We start from the raw sequence: 19,149 nt of genomic DNA, 5'->3' as shown, positions 1-19,149 counted from the left end.
GGGAAACTCGACGAAATTCATGTCTAAAGCCGAAATATCATCCGCGATCCGTGTCGCACAGGTTGCCCCCAACATCTTTCCGACGCCGCCCCTGCACCATGGGGGGACGGAGCGCGTCGTTCACGATCTGAGCGTAGCCCTACAGAACCTCGGCGTGGAGGTAACGCTGTTCGCGCCGTCCGACAGTGCGACAGATATACCAAGGGTCGGGGATTACCCCAGTCTCGCCGCCCTCGAAGCCCGCGAGGGCCAGGTCGCACCGGGGGTGCCCTCCGCTTTGGAAGCTCTGCAGATGGAAGCGCTTGCCCGCCGGCTCGACAGCTTCGACATCGTGCATTGCCACGGCGAATTCGCCCATGCGGCGATCCTCGGCGCGCGCCGATGCCGCAGCCTGACGACGGTGCATTGGCGGGTGGACGAGCGCGACCGGGCACTGTTCTTCGCCGGCTTCCCCGATCTGCCGGTGGCGGCGATCTCGGCGGCACAGGAAGCCGGCGTCCCGGCGGCGAACAGGGCCGGCATCGTCCACCACGGCATCGCCCGCGACCGCTACGCCCTGAATTCGAATCCGAAGGGCCACCTCGCCTTCGTCGGCCGGATGACCGATCAGAAGCGCCCCGATACGGCGATTCGCGTCGCACGTGCGGCGGGCCTGCCCATCCGTCTCGCCGGCACGGTCGATGTCGGCAACCCCGACTACTTCGACCGGGCCGTGCGTCCGCTCCTCGCCGACGACGCGGTCTATGTCGGTCCGGTGGACGACGCCGCCAAGGGTCGGCTGCTTGGCGATGCGCGGGCACTCCTGTTTCCCATCGACTGGCCCGAGCCCTTCGGCCTGGTGATGATCGAGGCCATGGCCTGCGGGACGCCGGTGATCGCCTGGAATCGTGGCTCCGTGCCGGAAATCATCGAGGACGGCATCACGGGTTTCATCGTCTCGTCCGAGGCCGAGGCAGTGGCGGCGCTCGCCCGCGTGGGAGACCTCGACCGGGCGCGCGTCCGGAAGCGCTTCGAGGCACGCTTCACATCCGAGCGCATGGCAGCCGATTACCTTTCGATCTACCGCCGGCTGCTCTCCGCGTGAGCGAAATCGTGCGCACGGCGCTGCTCGCCTGGGACTACCCGCCGGCCCCGAGCGGCCTCTCCACCGCCGCGCGGGAGATCGCCGAAAGCCTGGCGGCTCGGGATGTGGCCGTCACGGTGTTCACCCTCGACCGCATCGGCATGGGCGAGGCCGGCGGTGTCGCCGTGCGGGGCATCGGCCTCGTGCCGGGTTCGGCCCTGGCGCGCTTGCGCCTGTGGGGCTCGGCCGGACACCTCGCCGCGCCGCTGGCGTTTTACCGGGCGGTTCTGGATGCCCACGCACGGCAGCCCTTCGACTGCATCGAGGCCACGAATTGGTATGCGCCGGCCGCCTTCCTGACGCGGTCGGGATCGCCGCTGGTCACACGCAACTCGACCCCGGCCGCGTTCACGCGCGGTCCCGCGACGTCCCTCCGCGACCGCCTCGACGGCCGTACCGCCGACCGGCTGGAGCGCTGGCAGGCGCGCGGCAGCGACGGCCTGATCTCGAACACGGACGACCACGCGGCCCGGATCGCGAGCCTCTACGGCATCCCGCCCCGGCAGGCTCACGCCGTGATCGGCCTGAGCCTGCCGCCGGACATGCTCCAACGCGGCCGGACCGCACCCTACCCCGATGCCGTGGAGGCTCCGGTGCGGCTGCTGTTCGTCGGCCGGGCCGAGGCCCGGAAGGGCTTCGACCTTCTCCTCGATGCCGCCGCGCTGCTCGGGGCCGAGTGCGAGGCCGGCATCGTACCGCCCTTCGTCGTCGATCTCGTGGGCGTCTCCGAAGCCGACCTTCCGCAGGGCGTTTCGGCTTTGGCACGACGGCACTTGCGCCCCCTCGGTCGCATCGACGCGGCATCCCTCGCCGAATCCTACGGGCGAGCGCACCTCGTGTTGGCGCCCTCCCGCTACGAGAGCTTCGGCCTCGTCTATCAGGAGTCCCTCGCTTACGGCCGCCCGGTGGTGGCCTGCGCAGCCGATGCCAGCGCCCGCGCCTTCGTCGGGCGGCCGGGAGCCGGCCTGCTCGCACAGGAAGCGACCGGTGCGGCGCTGGCCGACGCCATCCGGCCGCTGCTTCGGGACCCGGACCTGCGCACAAAACTGCGCGCGCGGGCCCTGGCGGCGAGCGGGGCCTTCGACCGGGCGCGCCTCGGGAGCGAGACTTTGGCGCTCTACGAGCGCGCCATCGCGGCGGCGCGTCAGAGTCGATAGACCTGCAACAGGGCCGCCGCCTCCTCGACGCGTCCGCGGCCGGGGTCCAGGGCCTCGTACCGGATCGAGCGCGCCGCCACGTGGGCGCGCGACAGACGATGATCGATGGAGCCGTGAAGGGCGATGATGCTTCGGCGCCAGTCGCCGCCGAGATCCGGCCGCTCGTGCACGCGCCCCTGGAAGCGCACCGTCGCGTGGTTGAGGCGGTACTGCACGTCCGGGTACACGTCCGACAGCACGCCATCGACGACATTGCGCCGGGGCAGTCCGATGGACACGGCGGCGCCCTCCTTCGCAAGCGCGGCGAGCGCCGGAAGCAGCCCGGCGGTGGCGGGCGACAGCGCTTCGTCGGCGTCGAGCTGGAGCATCCAGGTCTGCCGCGCGAGGGCCTGGAGCGCGTTGCGCTGGGCCGCGAAATCACCCGCGAGGGGACGCGCCGCAACCCGTACCGCGCCGGGCGGAAATCCGGCCAGCGCGCTGGTTTCCGGCGGAGCCTCCGGCGCATCGACGAGCACAGCCACGTCCCGGGTCCAGGCCGCGTGCGGCGGCAGGCCACCCAGGACGGATTGCAGGTCGTCGGGTCGGCAGAGAACCCCGAGGGAAACCGGGGCCTTTGGCATCGCCGCGAGGTCGACGAGGCCGCCGCGGGCCGCACGCTCGGCATGCGGTCGCAGAAGCGCCGCGCGGTCGTCCTCGCTCAGGGCACGGATGCCCCGCGCGAGCCGGGTCGCGGCGGTGCGCAAGGTGTAGAGGTCGAGGCCGTAGGGCGCGTCCGGCGCGAGTCGGAACGTCTCACCGGCGAGATGCGCCGCGAGGTGGTCCCAGCATGCCGCTTCGTCGGCACCGCGCTCGAACAGTACACCGCAGGAGGCGCAGGCGACCGGAAACCTCCGCCGGACACCGTCCTCGTAGGCGATCGATCGGTCCGTCGGCTCCAGGGTATCGGCCAGGCAGACGAAACAGCGTCGCATGGTTCCGGTCGCTCCTGCCCCTGCCCGACTGTTCGGCGCGACGCTGCGTACACTGTCGGGGCGAACCCCGCATCTCTTATGACCCGGCTCGACTTTCAGGTCCGCAGGCGTCCCGTTCCATGCCGTCCATCCCGGATTTCAACGCCCCGAGCCTCGCCCTCGTGGGCAATGCCCCCGAGCTCGGCGACCGGGGGCAGGCCATCGACGCGTCGGCATCGATCGTGCGATTCAACAACGCACCCGGTTTCGGCGGCCCGGCGGGCACGCGCGTGACCCTCCTCGCCCTCGTCAATCGCGGCGGGCAGGCTCGGGCTTGGGTCGAGGAGGACGGCTTTACCGCACGCCCGGCTATCCGGCGAGCCGCGCGGTTCCTGCTGCCGTTTCCCGAACTCGCGCCCGACGAGGAAGGCGCGTCCGAACGCGTGTGCTGGACGGCGCCCCTTCGGGACCGCCTTACCGGCCGCCCCGTGCATACCCTGACCCGCGCGCTGCATGCGCGCGCTCACGCCGTGCTGGCGCCTCGAACCTCCGGGCCGCCGAACCCCAGCACGGGTCTGCTCGTCGCCCTTGCGATCCTGGACGCGCGCGCCCCGTCGCTGCCGCCCATCGATGTCTACGGATTCGGGTTCGCCGGGTGGCCGGGGCACCCGTGGGACGCCGAACGGCATTGGTTCGAAGAAGCCCAGGCGGACGGGCGCCTGCGACTCCATCCGCCTATCGCGTCCTGACGTCCGCTCCCTTTCACCCGGATCGCCCATGGCCACCCTCCTCACTGTCCTGAAGCATGGGGGCCGCTACGATGCGGTCTGGGTCGAGCGTCTCGCTGCCGGCGCCCGCCGGTTCGCACCGGCCTTCGACCGGATCGTCTGCCTGACCGATCGCACCATCGCCTGTCCGGGGGTCGAGATCGTGCCGCTGCGGCACGACTGGCCCACCTGGTGGTCGAAGATGGAGGCGTTCCGGCCGGGCCTTGCGACGGGTACCACGGTGCTGTGCGACCTCGACACGGTGTTCGCGGGCGATGCGTCTGCGCTGGCCGAACCGGGCTTTGCCACCATGGAGGACTACTTCCACAAGGGCAGGGTCTCCAGCGCCTTCGTGCGGTGGCACGCGGACGATCTCGCCTTCCTGTACGAGCGGTTCGCCACCGATCCGCAGCACTGGATGGCGCCGGGCTCGTGCGGCCCGGTGCCGAACGCCGTGCACGGGGATCAGGTCGTCATCGACCATTTCCTGCGCGCGGCCGAGCGGCCACCGCGATTCCTGCAGGCCTTGCATCCCGGCTTGCTCGACTTCTACCATCCGCCCAAGACCGCGTACGGGCCGCTGATCGTGTTCATCGGGGCGGCGAAGCCCGACACGGCGACGGGACCGGCGCATGCGCTCTGGATCTCGGGGACGCCGGAGGGCTGACGGACGGTCTACCGCCGCCCCTGCGCGAACTGCGCCGCGTAGAGCTTCCCGTAGGCGCCACCGGCCTCCAGAAGGGTCTCGTGCGGCCCCTGCTCGACGATGCCGGCCTCTCCCACGACGACGATGCGATCGGCCTGCCGGATGGTGGCGAGGCGGTGCGCGATGACCAGGGTGGTTCGGCCCCGGGCGAGGTCCGTGAGCGAGCGCTGGATCTCCTGTTCGGTCTCGGTGTCGAGGGCCGAAGTCGCCTCGTCCAGGATGAGGATCGGCGGGTTCTTCAAGAACACGCGGGCGATGGCGAGGCGCTGCTTCTGGCCGCCGGAAAGCTTGACCCCACGTTCGCCGATGAGGGTATCGAGCCCCTCGGGCAGGCCGGCGAGTAGCCCGTCGAGGCGAGCCCGGCTCGCGGCCGCGCGGATAGCCGCATCGTCGGCATCGAGGCGGCCGTAGGCGATGTTCTCGCGGATCGAACCGGCGAACAGGAACACGTCCTGCTGCACGATGCCGATCTGGCGGCGCAGGGAGGCGAGGGTCACGTCGCGGATGTCGAAGCCGTCGACCGTGATCCGCCCGGCGTCGACCTCATAGAAGCGCGGGATCAGGGAACACAGGGTGGTCTTGCCCGCGCCCGAGGGGCCGACGAACGCCACGGTCTCGCCCGCCCGGATGGCGAGGTCGAGGCCGGACAGGACCGGACGGTCCTCCGCGTAACCGAACCGGACGCCCTCGAAGCGGATGTCGCCGCGCAAGGGCGGCGCCGCGACGGCGCCCGGGCGGTCGACGATGTCGGGCGCGGTGGCGAGGAGCGCGGCGTAGCGCCGGAACCCCGCGATCCCCTTGGGGTAGGTCTCGACCACGGCGCCGATCTTCTCGAGGGGCCGGTAGAACACCCCGACCAGCAGGAGAAAGCCGACGAAGCCGCCGGGGGTGAGTTCGCCCCGCACCACGTAGGCGGCACCGCCGAGCAGCACCACGATCTGGACGAGGCGCATGCCGAGGTAGTTGATCGACAGGCTGGCGGCCATGATCCGGTAGGCTTCGAGCTTGGTGGACCGGTAGCGCGCGTTGTCGGAGGCGAAGAGACGCCGCTCGTGCGGCTCGTTGGCGAAGGCCTGGACCACGCGCATGCCGCCGACATTCTCCTCGATGCGGGCATTGAAGGCGCCGACGCGGCCGTACTGCGCCTGCCAGTTCCGGGTCATGCGTCCGCCGTAGCGCAGCGTCACGAAGGCGATCACGGGCAGGATCGCGGCCGTCATCAGGGCGAGCGGCGGGTGCACGAACAGCATCAGGGCGAAGGCGCCAAAGAGCGTCATCACCGCGATGAACAGGTCCTCGGGGCCGTGATGGGCGACCTCGCCGATCTCTTCCAGGTCCTTGGTCACGCGGGCGACGAGGTGGCCGGTCTTCTGGTTGTCGTAGAACCGGAACGAGAGCTTCTGCAGGTGGTCGAAGGCGCGGGCCCGCATCTCGGTCTCGATGTTGATGCCGAGCACGTGGCCCCAGTAGGTCACCACCACCATCAGGCCGGCATTGGCCAGGTAGACCAGCCCCAGGCCGAGGGCAGCGAGCAGGATGAGTTGCCAGTCCTGGCGCGGCAGCAGCACGTCGACGAAAGCTTTCACCGCCATGGGGAAGCCGAGCTCGAACAGGCCGGACAGGACGGCGCAGCCGAAATCCGCGAGGAAAAGGGTCCGGTGCGGCCGGTAATAGGCGAAAAAGGCCTTCAGCATCGGAAACCCGGTCAGGCGTTTGGAGAGTGAAGGGCGGAACAGGCCCTCCCGCAGATGGTCAGGCACGGAAGCCGGTGGCGCAGGCAACTGGTGCGCCGCCGTCGGCGGCCGCCGGCACGGGGGACACGGTTTGTCCCGGGGGCTCCTAACGCAGCCGGCGCCGCCGCACCAGACACGGGGGCTATCCCCGAGCGGGCATGGCGCAAGGGCCACGAAGGGTCGCAGATGCCTGTCCACCAGCCCGGCGAGGCCGGGTAACGCGGGGGCCACCCGGGCCGAGGCCCTGTGTTCGACGACGCGGCAGGCCCGTTTATAAATTTTCGCTAATCAATTCGGCGTGGGCGACCTGCGTCTACAATCGTTTACCGTTATTCTGACGGTACGATCATTTGATTTTTTCTCCGGCTTATTGACGACGGAACCTCCGATTGGTGCATCGTGCTGTCAAGCCCTTGCGTAGATTCCGCGATGCTATGATTCAATGCTTTCGAGAGGTCGACTATCTCGAACGTTACAAGTGGTTCGGCATCGCCGAGTGCTATGAGGCAGGTCGATTCGATAAAATAATCGCCAAGATTCGGAGAAACAATCAAGTTTATCCAAATCGTATTCATGTACGATTTTGTACATTAAAGAGTTGGTAGACTTTTTGGTACCAAGCGACGCTCTGGCGCGTTGCAATTGCTGAGTATAAATCGGATTGGAAAATTTTTCGCACATCATGGGTTCATTGCAGATCTCATCGGTGGATATCCCAACCGGTGCCGATGCCTAAGAACACGCATTTCTGAGGTCAGGGTCATGGGCGAGACTTCGATGATTGGCCGACATCCACGGTTGGTATTTCAACGTGGTGCACCGATCCGACGGCTACAGAACGGCGTCCGATCGACGCATGGGCGAGACCGAACACCGCAACAATCGTGCCCAGCGTAATGCGGTGCCCGGTAGTCGAGGGCCCGTCGAAACAGATTTGGAAAGACGGTTTGATCTAGAACAGCGAGGGACGGATGTTATCAGCGATGACGAACGTTTTCGCCCCCGAGGCTGCGGGCATCGTCGGAACTTGGAACACCGATGTCGCCGCGGGCCTCTCCCTGCTGGACGAGGGGGCCGCCGCCTTGCTTGCGGGGAATCCCGATATCGCGGGCAAGCCGATCCCCCTCGATGTCGCGTTCGCACGCATCCACCCCGACGACCGCGAGTGGGTGTTCGCATGGGTCCGCCATGTGCGTGAGATCGGCGGCCCCGTTGCGGCCGAGTTTCGTGTCCTGACCGCATCCGGTGAAATCCGGTGGATCCTGAACCGCGGGCATCTCCACCGCGACGCGACCGGTGTGATGCGTGGACATGGAACCTACATCGACACAACGGACGCCCACCGGGCCCTGGCGCCGCCCGATGTCGAGGCCGACACCGACCCGCTTCATCAGGCCGCCGACCATTGCATGCGCGCCCATGCGGCGATCCGGCGGAGCGGTGACACCCACTTGGCCCTCATGGTCGACATGCTCCTGCTGGAGATCGGATGCGTCCTGGCGCGGAGATCGAGGCCCTGACCCGTCAAGATGCGATGACTTCCGGAGGTTCGTTGCGAGACCATCGAACCCCCTCGAAAGCTCGCGTATTTCTTCGCTCTAGTCGCCGTTTGGCCTCAAGCCGAAGCGGCAGACCAGATCTCGTGCAGGCCACCGGTGTTGCGAAACCAGTAGACGCTCCGGCACGTGTCGAGGCCGAATTCTCCGAACGAGGTCGCGAGGTGCCGCACGATCCGAGAGGCTTCTCCCTCGCTCTCGATTTCGCAGGCCAGAACCTCCGGCATGCAACATTGGGCAGGATCGATTCGTCTGACAAAAATCGAATACGACATCAGCAAACTCCAGATCGCGTGTTTCGATTTATGAAGTTAGAACCCTTGAATACGCGTCCCCATCTCAACGTCTGGTGGAACAACATGTGCCCGTCAAAGCCATAGGATAGTTAATACGACCGTTAATTATTGCAGTTTAAGCGATATTTCTGCTCATCATGCTCGCATCGAGCATTTTATCCATTTATCTGCTTTGAATTCGCTGCCCTGAAGACTGATCGACAGCGATGGTTCGAATGGCACCCGGCAGCGGCTCGGCGATGGACCTATCCCCGAGCCGTTGGGGATGATTCTCCGATCAACCCGGCAGGCGTCCCTCCTTCATCCCGTAATCGAGGAAATGTTGGAGCGGATCGATATTGGCGGCCACCACGTCAGGGTTGTTTTCGAGATAGGCGTTGGTGTCGAAAGCCGGGCCGGGGTTGCGCCCCTCGCGCCAGCCGAACTCCTCGTAGTGAAGGAGGGGATTGAGGCCCGCCTCCGCCACGTCCGTGTAGGCGGTGAGATAGGCGCCCGGGTCGAACAGGGCGTTCGGAGCGCGCCCCTCGTCGGCGCCGTAGTTCAGGTAATGCCGGAAGGCGTAGTCCGACGGGGTGACGGTCAGGGGCGCAGCCGCGGCCGCCGCTGCGGCAACGTCGGGGTTCTGCGTGAGGTAGAATCCTGGATCGAAGGCCCCGGTATGGCCGCGGTCGTTCTCCCCCTCCTGAACGTTCCGGCCCTCGCCGCGCCCGTACTGGAAGTAATGCTCCAGGGCGTTGTCACCGTGCGCCGCCACATCCGGGTTAAGGGAGAGGTAGGCATCCGCCGAGAAATGCGCGCTGGGGCTGCGCCCTTCCCGCTCGCCGTACGTAACGTAGTGTTCGAGGGGGTTCAGGCCGGCAGCCGCGACATCCGTGTTCGTGCCGAGGTATTCGAGGGTCGAGAAGTAGGCGTTGGGGTCTCGCCCCTCCTGCCAGCCATACGTGGCGTAATGGGTGTCGGCGTCCATCTTCGCCGCCCAGACATCGAGGTTGTGCGACAGGTACCAGACGTCGTCCACCACTCCGTGCCCGTCGTTCTGCCGGATCGACCCGTCGGTGAAGGTCAAGGTCCCGATTCCATTCAGGTCGTGCTGGGTCCCGTCGGGGGCCGTGAGAACCAGGGTTTCCCCCTTCAGGTCGACCCGCGCCTCGCTGAAGGCGAAGCCGAACGCGAGATTCTGTGGCGGAACCGCGCTGCCAAGGGAGACGGAAAGCCCCGCCGAAGTGGACAAGCCTTTCGCATCCGAGACCGTGTAGGTGAAGACTTCGGTGTACTGCCCGCCGGCACCGAGGTTGCTCGAACCGATGGCCTGGTAGCTGTAGCTGCCATCGGCCGCCATGTGCAGCGTCCCGTGCTCGCCGAGGATCGTGGTCGTACCGTCCGCCGGGACCGCCACGGTGATGCCGCTGGCAAACCGCACGGCGGTGACGTGCAGGCTGTCACCCGCGTTGGGGTCGGTATCGTTGGCGAGCACGTTGCCGATCACCGCAGCCGCGTGGGTCGCGGTCGCGATCCCATCCGAAACCGGTGTGGGCGCGAGGTTGCCGCCGTCCGTCGCATTCCCGCCACCGCTTCCCACCGGTCCGGCGTCGCGCGGATCGATGGTGAGGCCGTAGGGGATCGAGGCCGGACCGCGGTTGCCCGCCGCATCAGTCGCGCTGGCCGTGAAGGCGTAGCTTCCCTCCGGCAACGGCGGCAGTTCGACGCTCCAGAGACCGTCGGTTCCCGCCACCACCGTGGCCGTCCGGGGTCCGCCCTGCGTCTCATAGGCGATGAACACGGTGCTGCCGGGCTCGGCGGCGCCGAGAAGCGTCGGCGTCGTATCGGCGGTGACGCCGTTGCCGACGAGTCCCGTATCCTCGGTGAAGCCCGTGACCACCGGAGCGGCGGGGCCGACGGTGTCGAGGGTCACGGCGTTGCCGGTGGCCCGGGCTTCGTTCCCAGCGGCGTCGGTGGCGAGCACGGCGCTCGTCACCGGCCCATTCAGGCCCGTCAGGTCGACGGCGTAGCGTCCATCGGCGGTGACCCGGGTGGTGAGCGCGTGCGTCCCGTCCGTGAACGTCACCAGGGCGACCGCTGCGGCATCGAGGCCGGACACGGTGTAGGCCGTGTCGATGGCCTCCCGGGCGTTGATCACCCCGTCCGCAGTCGGCTCGATGCTGAGGGCGACGGCCGGGCCGGTATCCGCCACCGTGTCGACGACGACGGTGAAGGGCTGGCCGGCCTGCAGTACATTGCCCGCCGCGTCACGCCCTGCGGCGACCACGCTGTAGTTCCCATCGGCCAGATTCGGCAGCGGCGCCGTGAAGCTGCCGTCGGCACCGACCGGCACCGTGACGGTGCGGGGGCCGGTCCCGTCGGTGTAGGTCACCGTGACCAGGGCACCGGGCGTACCGGTTCCCGTCACGGTCGGCGTCGGATCGCTGGTGATGCCGTCGCCGGGAACACCCGTGTCGGGCTGGAGGCCGACGACCACCGGGGCGACGACGGAGGGCGGAGCGTTCTGACCGGGCTCCGTGCCCGTGCCGGGAGGCACGATCGGGGGAGTCGTCGGATCTTGGGGATTGGGGTCTTGAGGATTCGGATTCTGTGGGTTGGGGTTCTGCGGGTTGGGGTTCTGGGGGTTTGTGCCGGTCTGACCGATGACGAGGCTGTTGCCGCTGCCCGATGCGGTGTTGCCGGCAGTATCGGAGACCGCGAAGGTGGAGGTGACGGTTCCGGTCAGTCCCGACAGGTCGGCTTGATAGGTGCCGTCCGCCCCGGCGTTGACCCGCACCGTATTCGACCCGTCGGTGAAGGTGACCAGGGCGGAGGAGCCGGCGTCGAGGCCCGCGACCGTGAATCCTACGGCCGCCGCCTGGGCCGGGGTCAGGCTACCGCCCGCTGGGCCGTTCACGCTGAGCGACACGGCCGGCACCGCATCCGCGATGGTGTCGATGGTCAGAGCCAGGGGCACGGACGTTCCGGAGGGAACGTTCGCGGCCGTGACCGCCGACGCCGTGAAGCTGTAGCTGCCATCGGTCAGGGTTGGGATCGCGAGGGTCCATTGACCGGTGCCGTCCACCGGACCGGTCACGGATTTCGGCACGCCGGCCTCGACGTAGACGACCGTGACGGTGCCACCCGGCGCGGCGGTCCCCGAGAGGATCGGGGTGGTGTCGCGCGTGATGCCGTCGCCGGGGATGCCGCTATCCACGTCATAGCCGGTGATGAAGGTCGGCGCCGGTGGCGGGGTGGCGCCGATCGCCACCGATCGCGACGTCGCCGACAGGGTGGCGCCGTTGCCGAACCCGTCCGCGATGTCCGAAGTGCCGGCGAGGCCGAGCGACAGGGTACCGGTGCCGGTCACGTCCAGCACCGACACCACATAGGTGCCGCCGGTGCCGCTGACGGAGACGATCCGCCCCGCCGCGGTCCCGGTGCTCGCGAGGACGAAGTCGTCCAGGGTCACGTCGAGGACCGTTTCCGGGAAGGTCACCGTGTAGGTGAACCCGGTGGCGCCGGTGTCCGTCGGCGTGGACGGAATGGCGGTCCCGATCGGAGCGACCGCGTCGACGACCACCGCGGTGCCGTCACGGGTGATCGAGTTCCCGGCGGCGTCCTGAATGGCCAGGACGGAGGAAACCGGACCGGCGAAGCTCGACAGGTCCACGGTGTAGGTCCCGTTGCGGACATCCATGACCGTCAGACCATGGGTGACGTCGCGGAACGTCACCGTTCCCATGGCGTCCGGGTCGAGGCCCGCCACGGTGAAGGCCACGGTTCCGGCCTCGGCGGCATCGATCCTCTGATCTCCGCCGGGATCCACGGACAGGGTCGCGACGGCACCACCATCGGCGGTGGTGTCGATGGTCAGGGGAAGCGGCGCCGACGTCCCGATGGGGGCGCCGTTCGCATCGGCGAGGCTCGCCACGAACGCGTGGGCGCCGTCCGACTGGGTCGGGAGCGTGACGCTCCAGGTGCCGTTCGCCGCGACCGTCGCCTGCACGGACGGTGATCCGGGCGACGCCGTATCGGTGATGGTGACGGTCCCGTTCGCCAAGCCAATACCCGACAGGGTGGGAGCCTGGTCGGACGTGACGCCATCGCCCTGCACGCCGGTGTCGACGGTGTAGCCGGTGATGACCGGCTGGACCGGAGCGACGCCGGTGACGAGGCGGGTGGCCGGTACCAGGGTGGCGAGGTTGCCGGCGAGATCGGCGATGTCGGAGTCGGATGCCAGGCCGAGGGTCAGCAGCCCGGTTCCCTGGATGCCCGCCACCGTGACCACGTAGCTTGCACCGGAGCCCGTCACCGACGTGATCTCGCCGGTGAGACCGGGGGGGCCGGACAGGGCGAAATCACCTGCCGTGACGTTCGCGACGGCCTCCGAGAAGGTCACCGCGTAGGTGAAGCTCGCCACCGTGACGCCGCCGGAAGGATCGCCCACGGCCGTGCCCTGCGGAGCCACCACGTCCACGGTCAGACCCGCCGGCAGGGCGAGATTTGCCCTAGTGGAATTGTCGGCGACATCGGCCAGAACCACCTCCGCCGTGATGGAACCGGACAGGGTCGAGAGATTGGCCGTGTAAGTCCCGTTGGCGGCGATCGGAACCGTGACGGTGGTCCGGCCGTCTGTAAACAGGATGCTTCCCGATGATCCGGTGTCGAGGCCCGTGAGTTCGAAGGTCACGGCACCGGCCTCGTTTGCGCCGAGGCGGGTATCGCCGGAGGCGAACTGCACGGCCACCAGGGGGACCACGTCCGCGTTCGTGTCGATGGTGAGGGCGAACGGCGCCGTGCTGGCGCTCGGCAGGCCGCTGGGACCCGTGGCCGACGCGGTCACCGTGTAGGCGCCGTCGACGAGGGTCGGCACCGTGACGCTCCAGACGCCGCCAGTGGCGATGGTCGGAATCGTCTGGACACCGCCCGGCCCGCTCACGGTGACCAGGACTGCGGCATTCGCCTCCGCCGTGCCGGTGAGGACCGGCGTGTTGTCGTAGGTGATCCCGTCCCCGGGCGTACCGGTGTCGGTGACCACGGCCGTTATGATGGGCGGGGCCGTCGGCGTGGTCTCGACCCGGATGGCGTTGCCCGCGACTGTCGCGGTGTTCGCCGCCGGATCGGTGACGATCAGGCTGGTGGCGACCGTTCCGTCGAAGCCGGACAGATCGACCATGAAGGTACCGTCGGCAGAGATCGGAACGTCCTTGACCAATGCGCCGAGGGCGAAGCGGACGATGGCCGTGCTGCCGACGTCGAGGCCGGCCACCGTGTAGGAGACCATGGTCGCCTCGGTCGCGTCGATCACGCCATCGGCGGTGGCGGACACGGCGAGGCTGACCGGCAAGCCCGCATCGGCGACGGTATCGATCACCAGGGGACGGCTGGCGGAGGTGCCGAGCACGTTGCCGAAGGCGTCCGTGAGGGTCGCCGTCAGCGCATAGGTGCCGTCGCCGAGGGACGGCAGCGGGACCGACCATTCGCCGCTGCCATTGGCCCGCACGGTCACGCTGGCCGGCACACCGGCCTGATCCGTATAGGTCAGCGTGATCGTGCCGTTGGCCAGAGCGGTGCCGCTGACGACGGGGTCCGCATCGTTGGTGATGAAATCTCCAGGGGCGCCGGAATCGGCCGTGATGGCGGCGATGACGGGTAGATCGCCCGGCTGGACCACCACGGGGACGTTGACGAGATGCAGACCGGCCTGGGCCACGATGGCGGCGTTGCCGGCGAGATCCGCGATGTTGGACGAGCCCGCGAGCCCGAGGGCGAGGGACCCTGTCCCGGTGACATTGCCGACCGTGACCACATATGTGCCGTTGATCTCCGTCGCGGAAACGATCGTACCGGCCGCCGTCCCGGAGCCCGTGAGGACGAAATCGGTACGGTCGAGGTTCGCCACCGCCTCCGGGAAGGTGACCGTGTAGGTGAGGCTCGTGGCGCCGGCGGGGGCGGCCGGGTCGGCCACGATGATGGCCGCCGGAGCCACGGCATCGATGGTGATGGGGTCGAGCGGCAGGGTCGCACGGTTGCCGACAAGGTCGACCACGGAGACGCTCGCCGTCACGGTCCCGCCGAGGCCGGACAGGTCGACGGGCGGGAGCGGTCCATTGGTGAGGACGACGGACACGGTTCCGCCCTGCCCCGTGAAGGTGAGCGTCGCGGTGGCATCGCTATCGATGCCCGAGACGGTTCCGACGAGGGCTGCGGCCTCCGAAGCATTGAGAAGGCGGTCGGCCGGCAGATTCAGGGTGACGCTGAGGGGTGTCGCATCCCCGTCGGCCAGGAGATCGATGGTCACGGGCAGGCCGACGGACGGGGCGCTGACGTTGCCGGCGGCGTCCTGTGCGGTCGCGGTCAGGCTCACGGTCCCGGCGCCGAGGGCCGTGGTCACCGGGATGCGCCAGTTGCCGCTGGTGTCGACCTCCGCCGTCAGGGTTTGTCCACCGACCACCACGGTGACGATGGACCCGGCTTCGCCGGTGCCGACGAGGATCGGGGTCTGATCGTTCGTCGCCGTCACCGCGACGGGCCCGGCGGAGGCGAAGCCCTGGATCGTCGGGACGGTCGGCAGCACCGTGTCGAAGATCGCGCCCGGCCCGACGAGAATTGCGGGTATGCCGTTCTGGACCGTATAGGTGAGGCTCGAGGTCACGAGGCCGTCGAGGGCCGACAGATCGAGGGTACCGCCTCCGTTGACGAGCGGGACCACGGCTTGCGTTCCGTCCGCGTCCGTGAAGGTCACCGACAGGACGGCGCCGGGGGGCAGACCGCCGAGGGTATAGGACAGGCCCGCCGCATCCGCTCGGTTGATGATGTTGCCGTCGAAATCGATGGCGAGGGTGAAGGGGAGAGCCGTCGGCGTGTCGATGGTGACGACCTTCGGCGCAGTGGGAAGGCTGACATTGCCCGCGAGATCCTGGGCCGTCGCCGTGAAGGCGTAGCCGCCATTGGCGAGGGCGGTCGGCACCGTGGCCGTCCAGTTACCGGCCCCATCGACGGTGGCCGCGAGGATCCCGGTCGCTCCGCCGGGCCCCTTGTAGGTCACCGTGACGGTGCTTCCCGCCTCCGTGGTGCCGGACAGGGTCGGGGTGGTGTCCACCGTGAGGAAACCGTTCGGAACCCCACCACCGTCGCTCACCAGACCCGTGATGACGGGCCTCGGCGGTGGCACGAGATCGAGGGACACCGGGACGACTGGGAAAAGTGTCGCGAGGTTGCCGGCGGTGTCCACGATGTTCGCGTTGGCGGACAGGGCGAGGCCGAGGGTTCCGGCACCCGAGAGGTTGCCGACCACGACGGTGTAGCCGCCGGCTCCGTTCGCTGTCGCCTGGGTGACGGTGCCGACGATGGATCCGGTCCCGACGACCTGGAAGTCGGTTGTGTCGAGCCCCGTGACGGTCTCGGGGAAGGTCACGTCGAACGAGACCGTTGCGGCCGCCCGAGCGCCGAGGACAGCCGTGCCGACGGGGGCGATGAGATCGATTGTCAGGGCCGGGCCCGTGAGGGGCGCGGTGTTGCCCACCGGATCGGTGAGCACGATCGACGAGGTGACCGGACCAAGGAGGCCGGAGAGGTTAACCAGGGCGCTGCCGTTCGACCCCAGGGTGGCGGTGACCGTATTTGCGTTCACATCCGTGAAGGTGACGGCGGCGATGGCGCCCGCATCGAGACCGCTCACCGCCACCGGCACGGCGGCGATCACGCCGGCACCGACAGGCAGGCCGCCGTTGACGCCGAGGGTGAAGGGTGTGCCGGCATCGGCGGTGAGATCGATGGTGAGATTGGCGAGCGCCGGGATGGCGACGTTGCCCGCGGCATCGGTGGCGCTGACGGAAACGGCATAGGATCCGTCCGTCAGGGCCGTGCCCGCCCCCGCCGCCAGCGGCAGGGCGAAAGCGCCGTCGATCACGGCTGCAGTCGTGGTGAGAACCGCGGTGCCGGCGCCGTTGGTGATGGTCACCGTCACGGTGGCGCCGGCGGCGAGACCGGCCGCAGTCCCTTCGAGAACCACGCCGGCAGCGAGTTCGGCCTGGGAGAGGACGCCGTTCCCGGCGATGGGCTGGACGGACAGGACCGGCGCGGTGCGATCGAGGGTGAGGATGGGGCCGACGGGCGCGGACACGCCCGGCAGGGCGTTGCCGGCGGCATCGACGATCCCGGCGGGGTTGAAGGTGAGGCCGAGTGTGCCTTCGGCGGTGGCGGCCGGAACCGTGACCGTGTAGGTGCGCCCGCCATCCGCCGTCACGACGGTGGGAACGAGGCCCCCGGGGGTCGTGGTGACGGCCGTACCCGTGAGACCGAGATTGGCCGCGGTCAGGCCGGTGACGGCCTCGGAGAAGGTCAGGGTGAAATCGATCACCGTGTCCTTGGTCAACGCGGCGTCCGGTGAGGTGACGCTCAAGAGGGTGGGCCTCACGAGATCGACGGTAACCGCCTGGCTCAGGGCGGCGGAGGTGGCGCCGTCGGTCCGCTGGACGAGGACGCTGACGTCGCCGGACGCCTGCAGGACCGGAATGATGCCCGAGAAGGTCGTGACGCCGTTCGCCGTCACGACCGTGGCACCCGTGAGCGGCGTCACGGTGCCGCCGAGACGGACGGCCAGGGTCTCGCCCGCGCCGAGCGGCCCCGCGAGGGTCCCGGTGACGGGGACGGTTCCGGCGGCCGCCTCAGCGATGTTGACCACGTTGTCGCCTGCCACCCGCACGGCGGTGACCGTCTGAACGGGCCCCGGCGCGACGAGGTTGTAGACGGAGCCGAGCACACCCGCGACCGGAATGCCGGTGCCGACCTGCAGGGTGCCGGTGGTGCCGCTCGCCAGGGCGAGATCCTGGCGGCCGTCGCCGTTGATGTCGAGGAGGGCGAGGGCGCCGAGGCCAGCCTGGGTCTCGAGGATGACCGGGGCGGAGAAGTTGCCGGCGCCGTCGCCGTAGACGACCCGCACATTGCCGTCCGCGCCGGCGTAGAGGATGTCCTGGCGACCGTCGCCGTTGGTGTCGCCGATGCGGATATCCGTGGCGGCCGCCCCGGCCTGAAGGGTCGTCTGGATCGTCCCGGCGGCGGAGCTGCCGCGAATCTCGAGGGTGCCGCCCGTGCCGGACGAGACGATCTCGGCCCGGCCGTCGCCATTGAGGTCGCCGGCCGCAAGGCCGCCGGCGCTGGCGCCGACGGTCAGGGTCGAGCGTGCGAACGTGCCGTTGGCCGCCTGGGTGAGAACCGCGATCTGGGTGCCGTTGTCCGCCAGGGCCGCGAGATCGATGCGACCGTCTCCATTGAAGTCGGCGGCCACGAAGGCATCGGGGCGGACCCCGAAGGATTGTGCCGTCCCGGCGCTGAAGGTTCCGGTGCCGTTGTTCGTCAGCACGGTGGCGGTGCCGCCCGCGAGACCCTTCACGACGAGGTCGGCGTAGCCATCGCCGTTGACGTCGGCGATCAAGGCGCCGTCCGCGTTCGCGGTCGCGCGGCTGGTGACCGTGAAGGTGCCGTCGGTGCCCTGCTTCAGGATCTGAACCGTGCCATTGCCGGCGGTGACGATATCGGCGAGGCCATCGCCCGTGATGTCGCCCGTCGCGATGGTGTTCTGCCCCGCCGCGATGGTCACGGTCTGGGTCGCACCGAGCGAACCGGTGCCGGTGCCCCGCGTCACCACCACGGTGTTGTTGACGAGGAAGGCCGCATCCCCGAGCCCGTCGCCGTTGAAGTCGGCCGTCGCAGTCTCACGCGCCGGACCGATGTTGACCGGGGCGAGAAGAGCGAAATCGGCGCCGCGCAGGCCGTTGCCGGCAAGGTCCGTCACGCCCGAGAGATTCGACGGATTGAGCGCGAGACCCAGGGTGCCGGCGCGCCGGTCGAGGCTGACGCCGTCGAGGCCGAGGCCGACGCTGACGATGTAGGTGTTGGGGCTCAGGGTCGGGAGGAGGGTGACGAGGTGGATGCCCGGCAGCGTTCCCGTCGCCTGGAAGAGGTTGGCCGTGAGGCCGAGCACAGGCTCCGAGAAGGTGACCTCGTAGCGCAGCACACCGACGAGATCGAGAAGACCCAGGGGATCGAGGGTATCGAGCTGGTTGACCGAGACGATGGTCGGTCCGGTGGTGTCGACGCGGACGGGAAGCGCCAACGACGTCGTCGTCGTGGTGATGCCGAGCAGGGTCGCGCTCTGGGTTGCACGCAGGTTGTGCGTGCCCTCCGACAAGTTGAGGCGCACGGACGAGAGTGAGGTGCCGAGGAGTCCCGCCGGAACGGTCGCGAGGATCTCGCCGGTCCCGGGGGTGCCGCTGTTGTCGCGATCGTCGAAGATCGTGATCGGACCACCAAGGAGATTGAGGCCGACGATGCCGACATCGACGCCGTTGCGCCGGGTGAGCCCATCGAGCGGAAGGCCCGTATCGCTCGTCGGGGCGAGGACAAGTGCGAGGGTGCCGGCCATCTGCATTTCCCGTTTCTGAGGCACGTTCCCGCATGCGCCGCGGAGGGACCTCCGGGCGGGGATGACGATGCCTGAATGAACTTGGTGCGCGTCTCGGCGGGCCTCGAAGCATCCACGGCCCGGTTGCATATATCAACCTACAGAAGAACAGTCCGGCCTCAAGCCCGATCCGGGCCTAAGCCATTATTTTTCCTGATTTTGCCGATCTGTACGCTACTCGTCCCAATTATTGTGAATGAACGGTAAAGATCGGATTTTAACTGCCGATCGTGTTCGGATTTTCCGGTTCACGGGTCGGCATTTTAGGAATGTCTTAACAGTCGCCCGTTCGTCATGGTTGTGCCCATCTCTGCTCTAGGCGAATTAGCACAACCGAATTCGCTCAAATTAACGATATAGAGGCGAATGCATTCGCCATACTCCCGCATCATCACCATCGAGAGGCGATCTGGC

General features: G+C 68.4%; 8 protein-coding genes. 5 read left to right on the top strand and 3 right to left on the bottom strand.

The window, feature by feature from the left end:
* Positions 1–19 precede the first annotated feature (19 nt).
* Both ASF52_RS19905 and ASF52_RS19900 read left to right on the top strand, forming a co-directional pair.
* Positions 20–1,084 (top strand): glycosyltransferase family 4 protein, encoded by a 1,065-nt coding sequence (locus tag ASF52_RS19905; RefSeq protein WP_056175932.1) that lies wholly within the window; start codon positions 20–22, stop codon positions 1,082–1,084.
* An 8-nt stretch (positions 1,085–1,092) separates the two neighbouring features.
* Positions 1,093–2,280, top strand: coding sequence for a glycosyltransferase family 4 protein (locus tag ASF52_RS19900; RefSeq protein ID WP_056176205.1), 1,188 nt, complete (start codon positions 1,093–1,095; stop codon positions 2,278–2,280).
* On the opposite strand, the gene ASF52_RS19895 is transcribed toward ASF52_RS19900, so the two are convergent.
* A complete protein-coding gene (locus ASF52_RS19895; RefSeq protein WP_056175928.1) occupies positions 2,268–3,251 on the bottom strand; it encodes a hypothetical protein in 984 nt (327 codons plus the stop codon). The two genes, ASF52_RS19900 and ASF52_RS19895, sit on opposite strands and share 13 nt — an antisense overlap.
* A 119-nt stretch (positions 3,252–3,370) precedes the next feature.
* On the opposite strand from ASF52_RS19895, the gene ASF52_RS19890 reads away from it, so the two are divergent.
* Both ASF52_RS19890 and ASF52_RS19885 read left to right on the top strand, forming a co-directional pair.
* Positions 3,371–3,979, top strand: a complete 609-nt coding sequence (locus ASF52_RS19890) for a hypothetical protein (protein ID WP_056175924.1) — start codon at positions 3,371–3,373, stop codon at positions 3,977–3,979.
* A 28-nt stretch (positions 3,980–4,007) separates the two neighbouring features.
* Positions 4,008–4,664: a hypothetical protein gene (locus ASF52_RS19885; RefSeq protein WP_056175921.1), complete on the top strand. Its 657-nt coding sequence runs from the start codon at positions 4,008–4,010 to the stop codon at positions 4,662–4,664.
* Between the two features lie 8 nt (positions 4,665–4,672).
* Here the strand turns inward: ASF52_RS19885 and ASF52_RS19880 are convergent, their stop codons facing one another.
* Complete coding sequence (locus ASF52_RS19880; protein ID WP_056175918.1) at positions 4,673–6,397, bottom strand: ABC transporter ATP-binding protein; 1,725 nt, start codon at positions 6,395–6,397, stop codon at positions 4,673–4,675.
* A gap of 1,022 nt (positions 6,398–7,419) precedes the next feature.
* On the opposite strand from ASF52_RS19880, the gene ASF52_RS19875 reads away from it, so the two are divergent.
* Positions 7,420–7,956 carry a PAS domain-containing protein gene (locus ASF52_RS19875; protein WP_244472953.1) on the top strand — a complete coding sequence of 179 codons (537 nt, stop codon included), beginning with the start codon at positions 7,420–7,422 and terminating at the stop codon, positions 7,954–7,956.
* A 609-nt stretch (positions 7,957–8,565) separates the two neighbouring features.
* On the opposite strand, the gene ASF52_RS19870 is transcribed toward ASF52_RS19875, so the two are convergent.
* The gene (locus ASF52_RS19870) at positions 8,566–18,696 is read right to left on the bottom strand and encodes a beta strand repeat-containing protein (protein ID WP_162241040.1); all 10,131 of its coding nucleotides are present in this window, start codon (positions 18,694–18,696) and stop codon (positions 8,566–8,568) included.
* Between the last annotated feature and the right edge of the window lie 453 nt (positions 18,697–19,149).

Source organism: Methylobacterium sp. Leaf112 (assembly GCF_001423295.1).
Classification (GTDB): domain Bacteria; phylum Pseudomonadota; class Alphaproteobacteria; order Rhizobiales; family Beijerinckiaceae; genus Methylobacterium.
Note: the sequence above shows the minus strand (reverse complement) of the source record. Positions and strands in the feature narration are given on the sequence as shown.

Coding starts and splice junctions, on each gene's coding strand:
- ASF52_RS19875 (WP_244472953.1), top strand. CDS start 7,420: ATGACGAACGTTTTCGCCCCCGAGGCTGCGGGCATCGTCGGAACTTGG.
- ASF52_RS19905 (WP_056175932.1), top strand. CDS start 20: ATGTCTAAAGCCGAAATATCATCCGCGATCCGTGTCGCACAGGTTGCC.
- ASF52_RS19895 (WP_056175928.1), bottom strand. CDS start 3,251: ATGCGACGCTGTTTCGTCTGCCTGGCCGATACCCTGGAGCCGACGGAC.
- ASF52_RS19885 (WP_056175921.1), top strand. CDS start 4,008: ATGGCCACCCTCCTCACTGTCCTGAAGCATGGGGGCCGCTACGATGCG.
- ASF52_RS19880 (WP_056175918.1), bottom strand. CDS start 6,397: ATGCTGAAGGCCTTTTTCGCCTATTACCGGCCGCACCGGACCCTTTTC.
- ASF52_RS19870 (WP_162241040.1), bottom strand. CDS start 18,696: ATGGCCGGCACCCTCGCACTTGTCCTCGCCCCGACGAGCGATACGGGC.
- ASF52_RS19890 (WP_056175924.1), top strand. CDS start 3,371: ATGCCGTCCATCCCGGATTTCAACGCCCCGAGCCTCGCCCTCGTGGGC.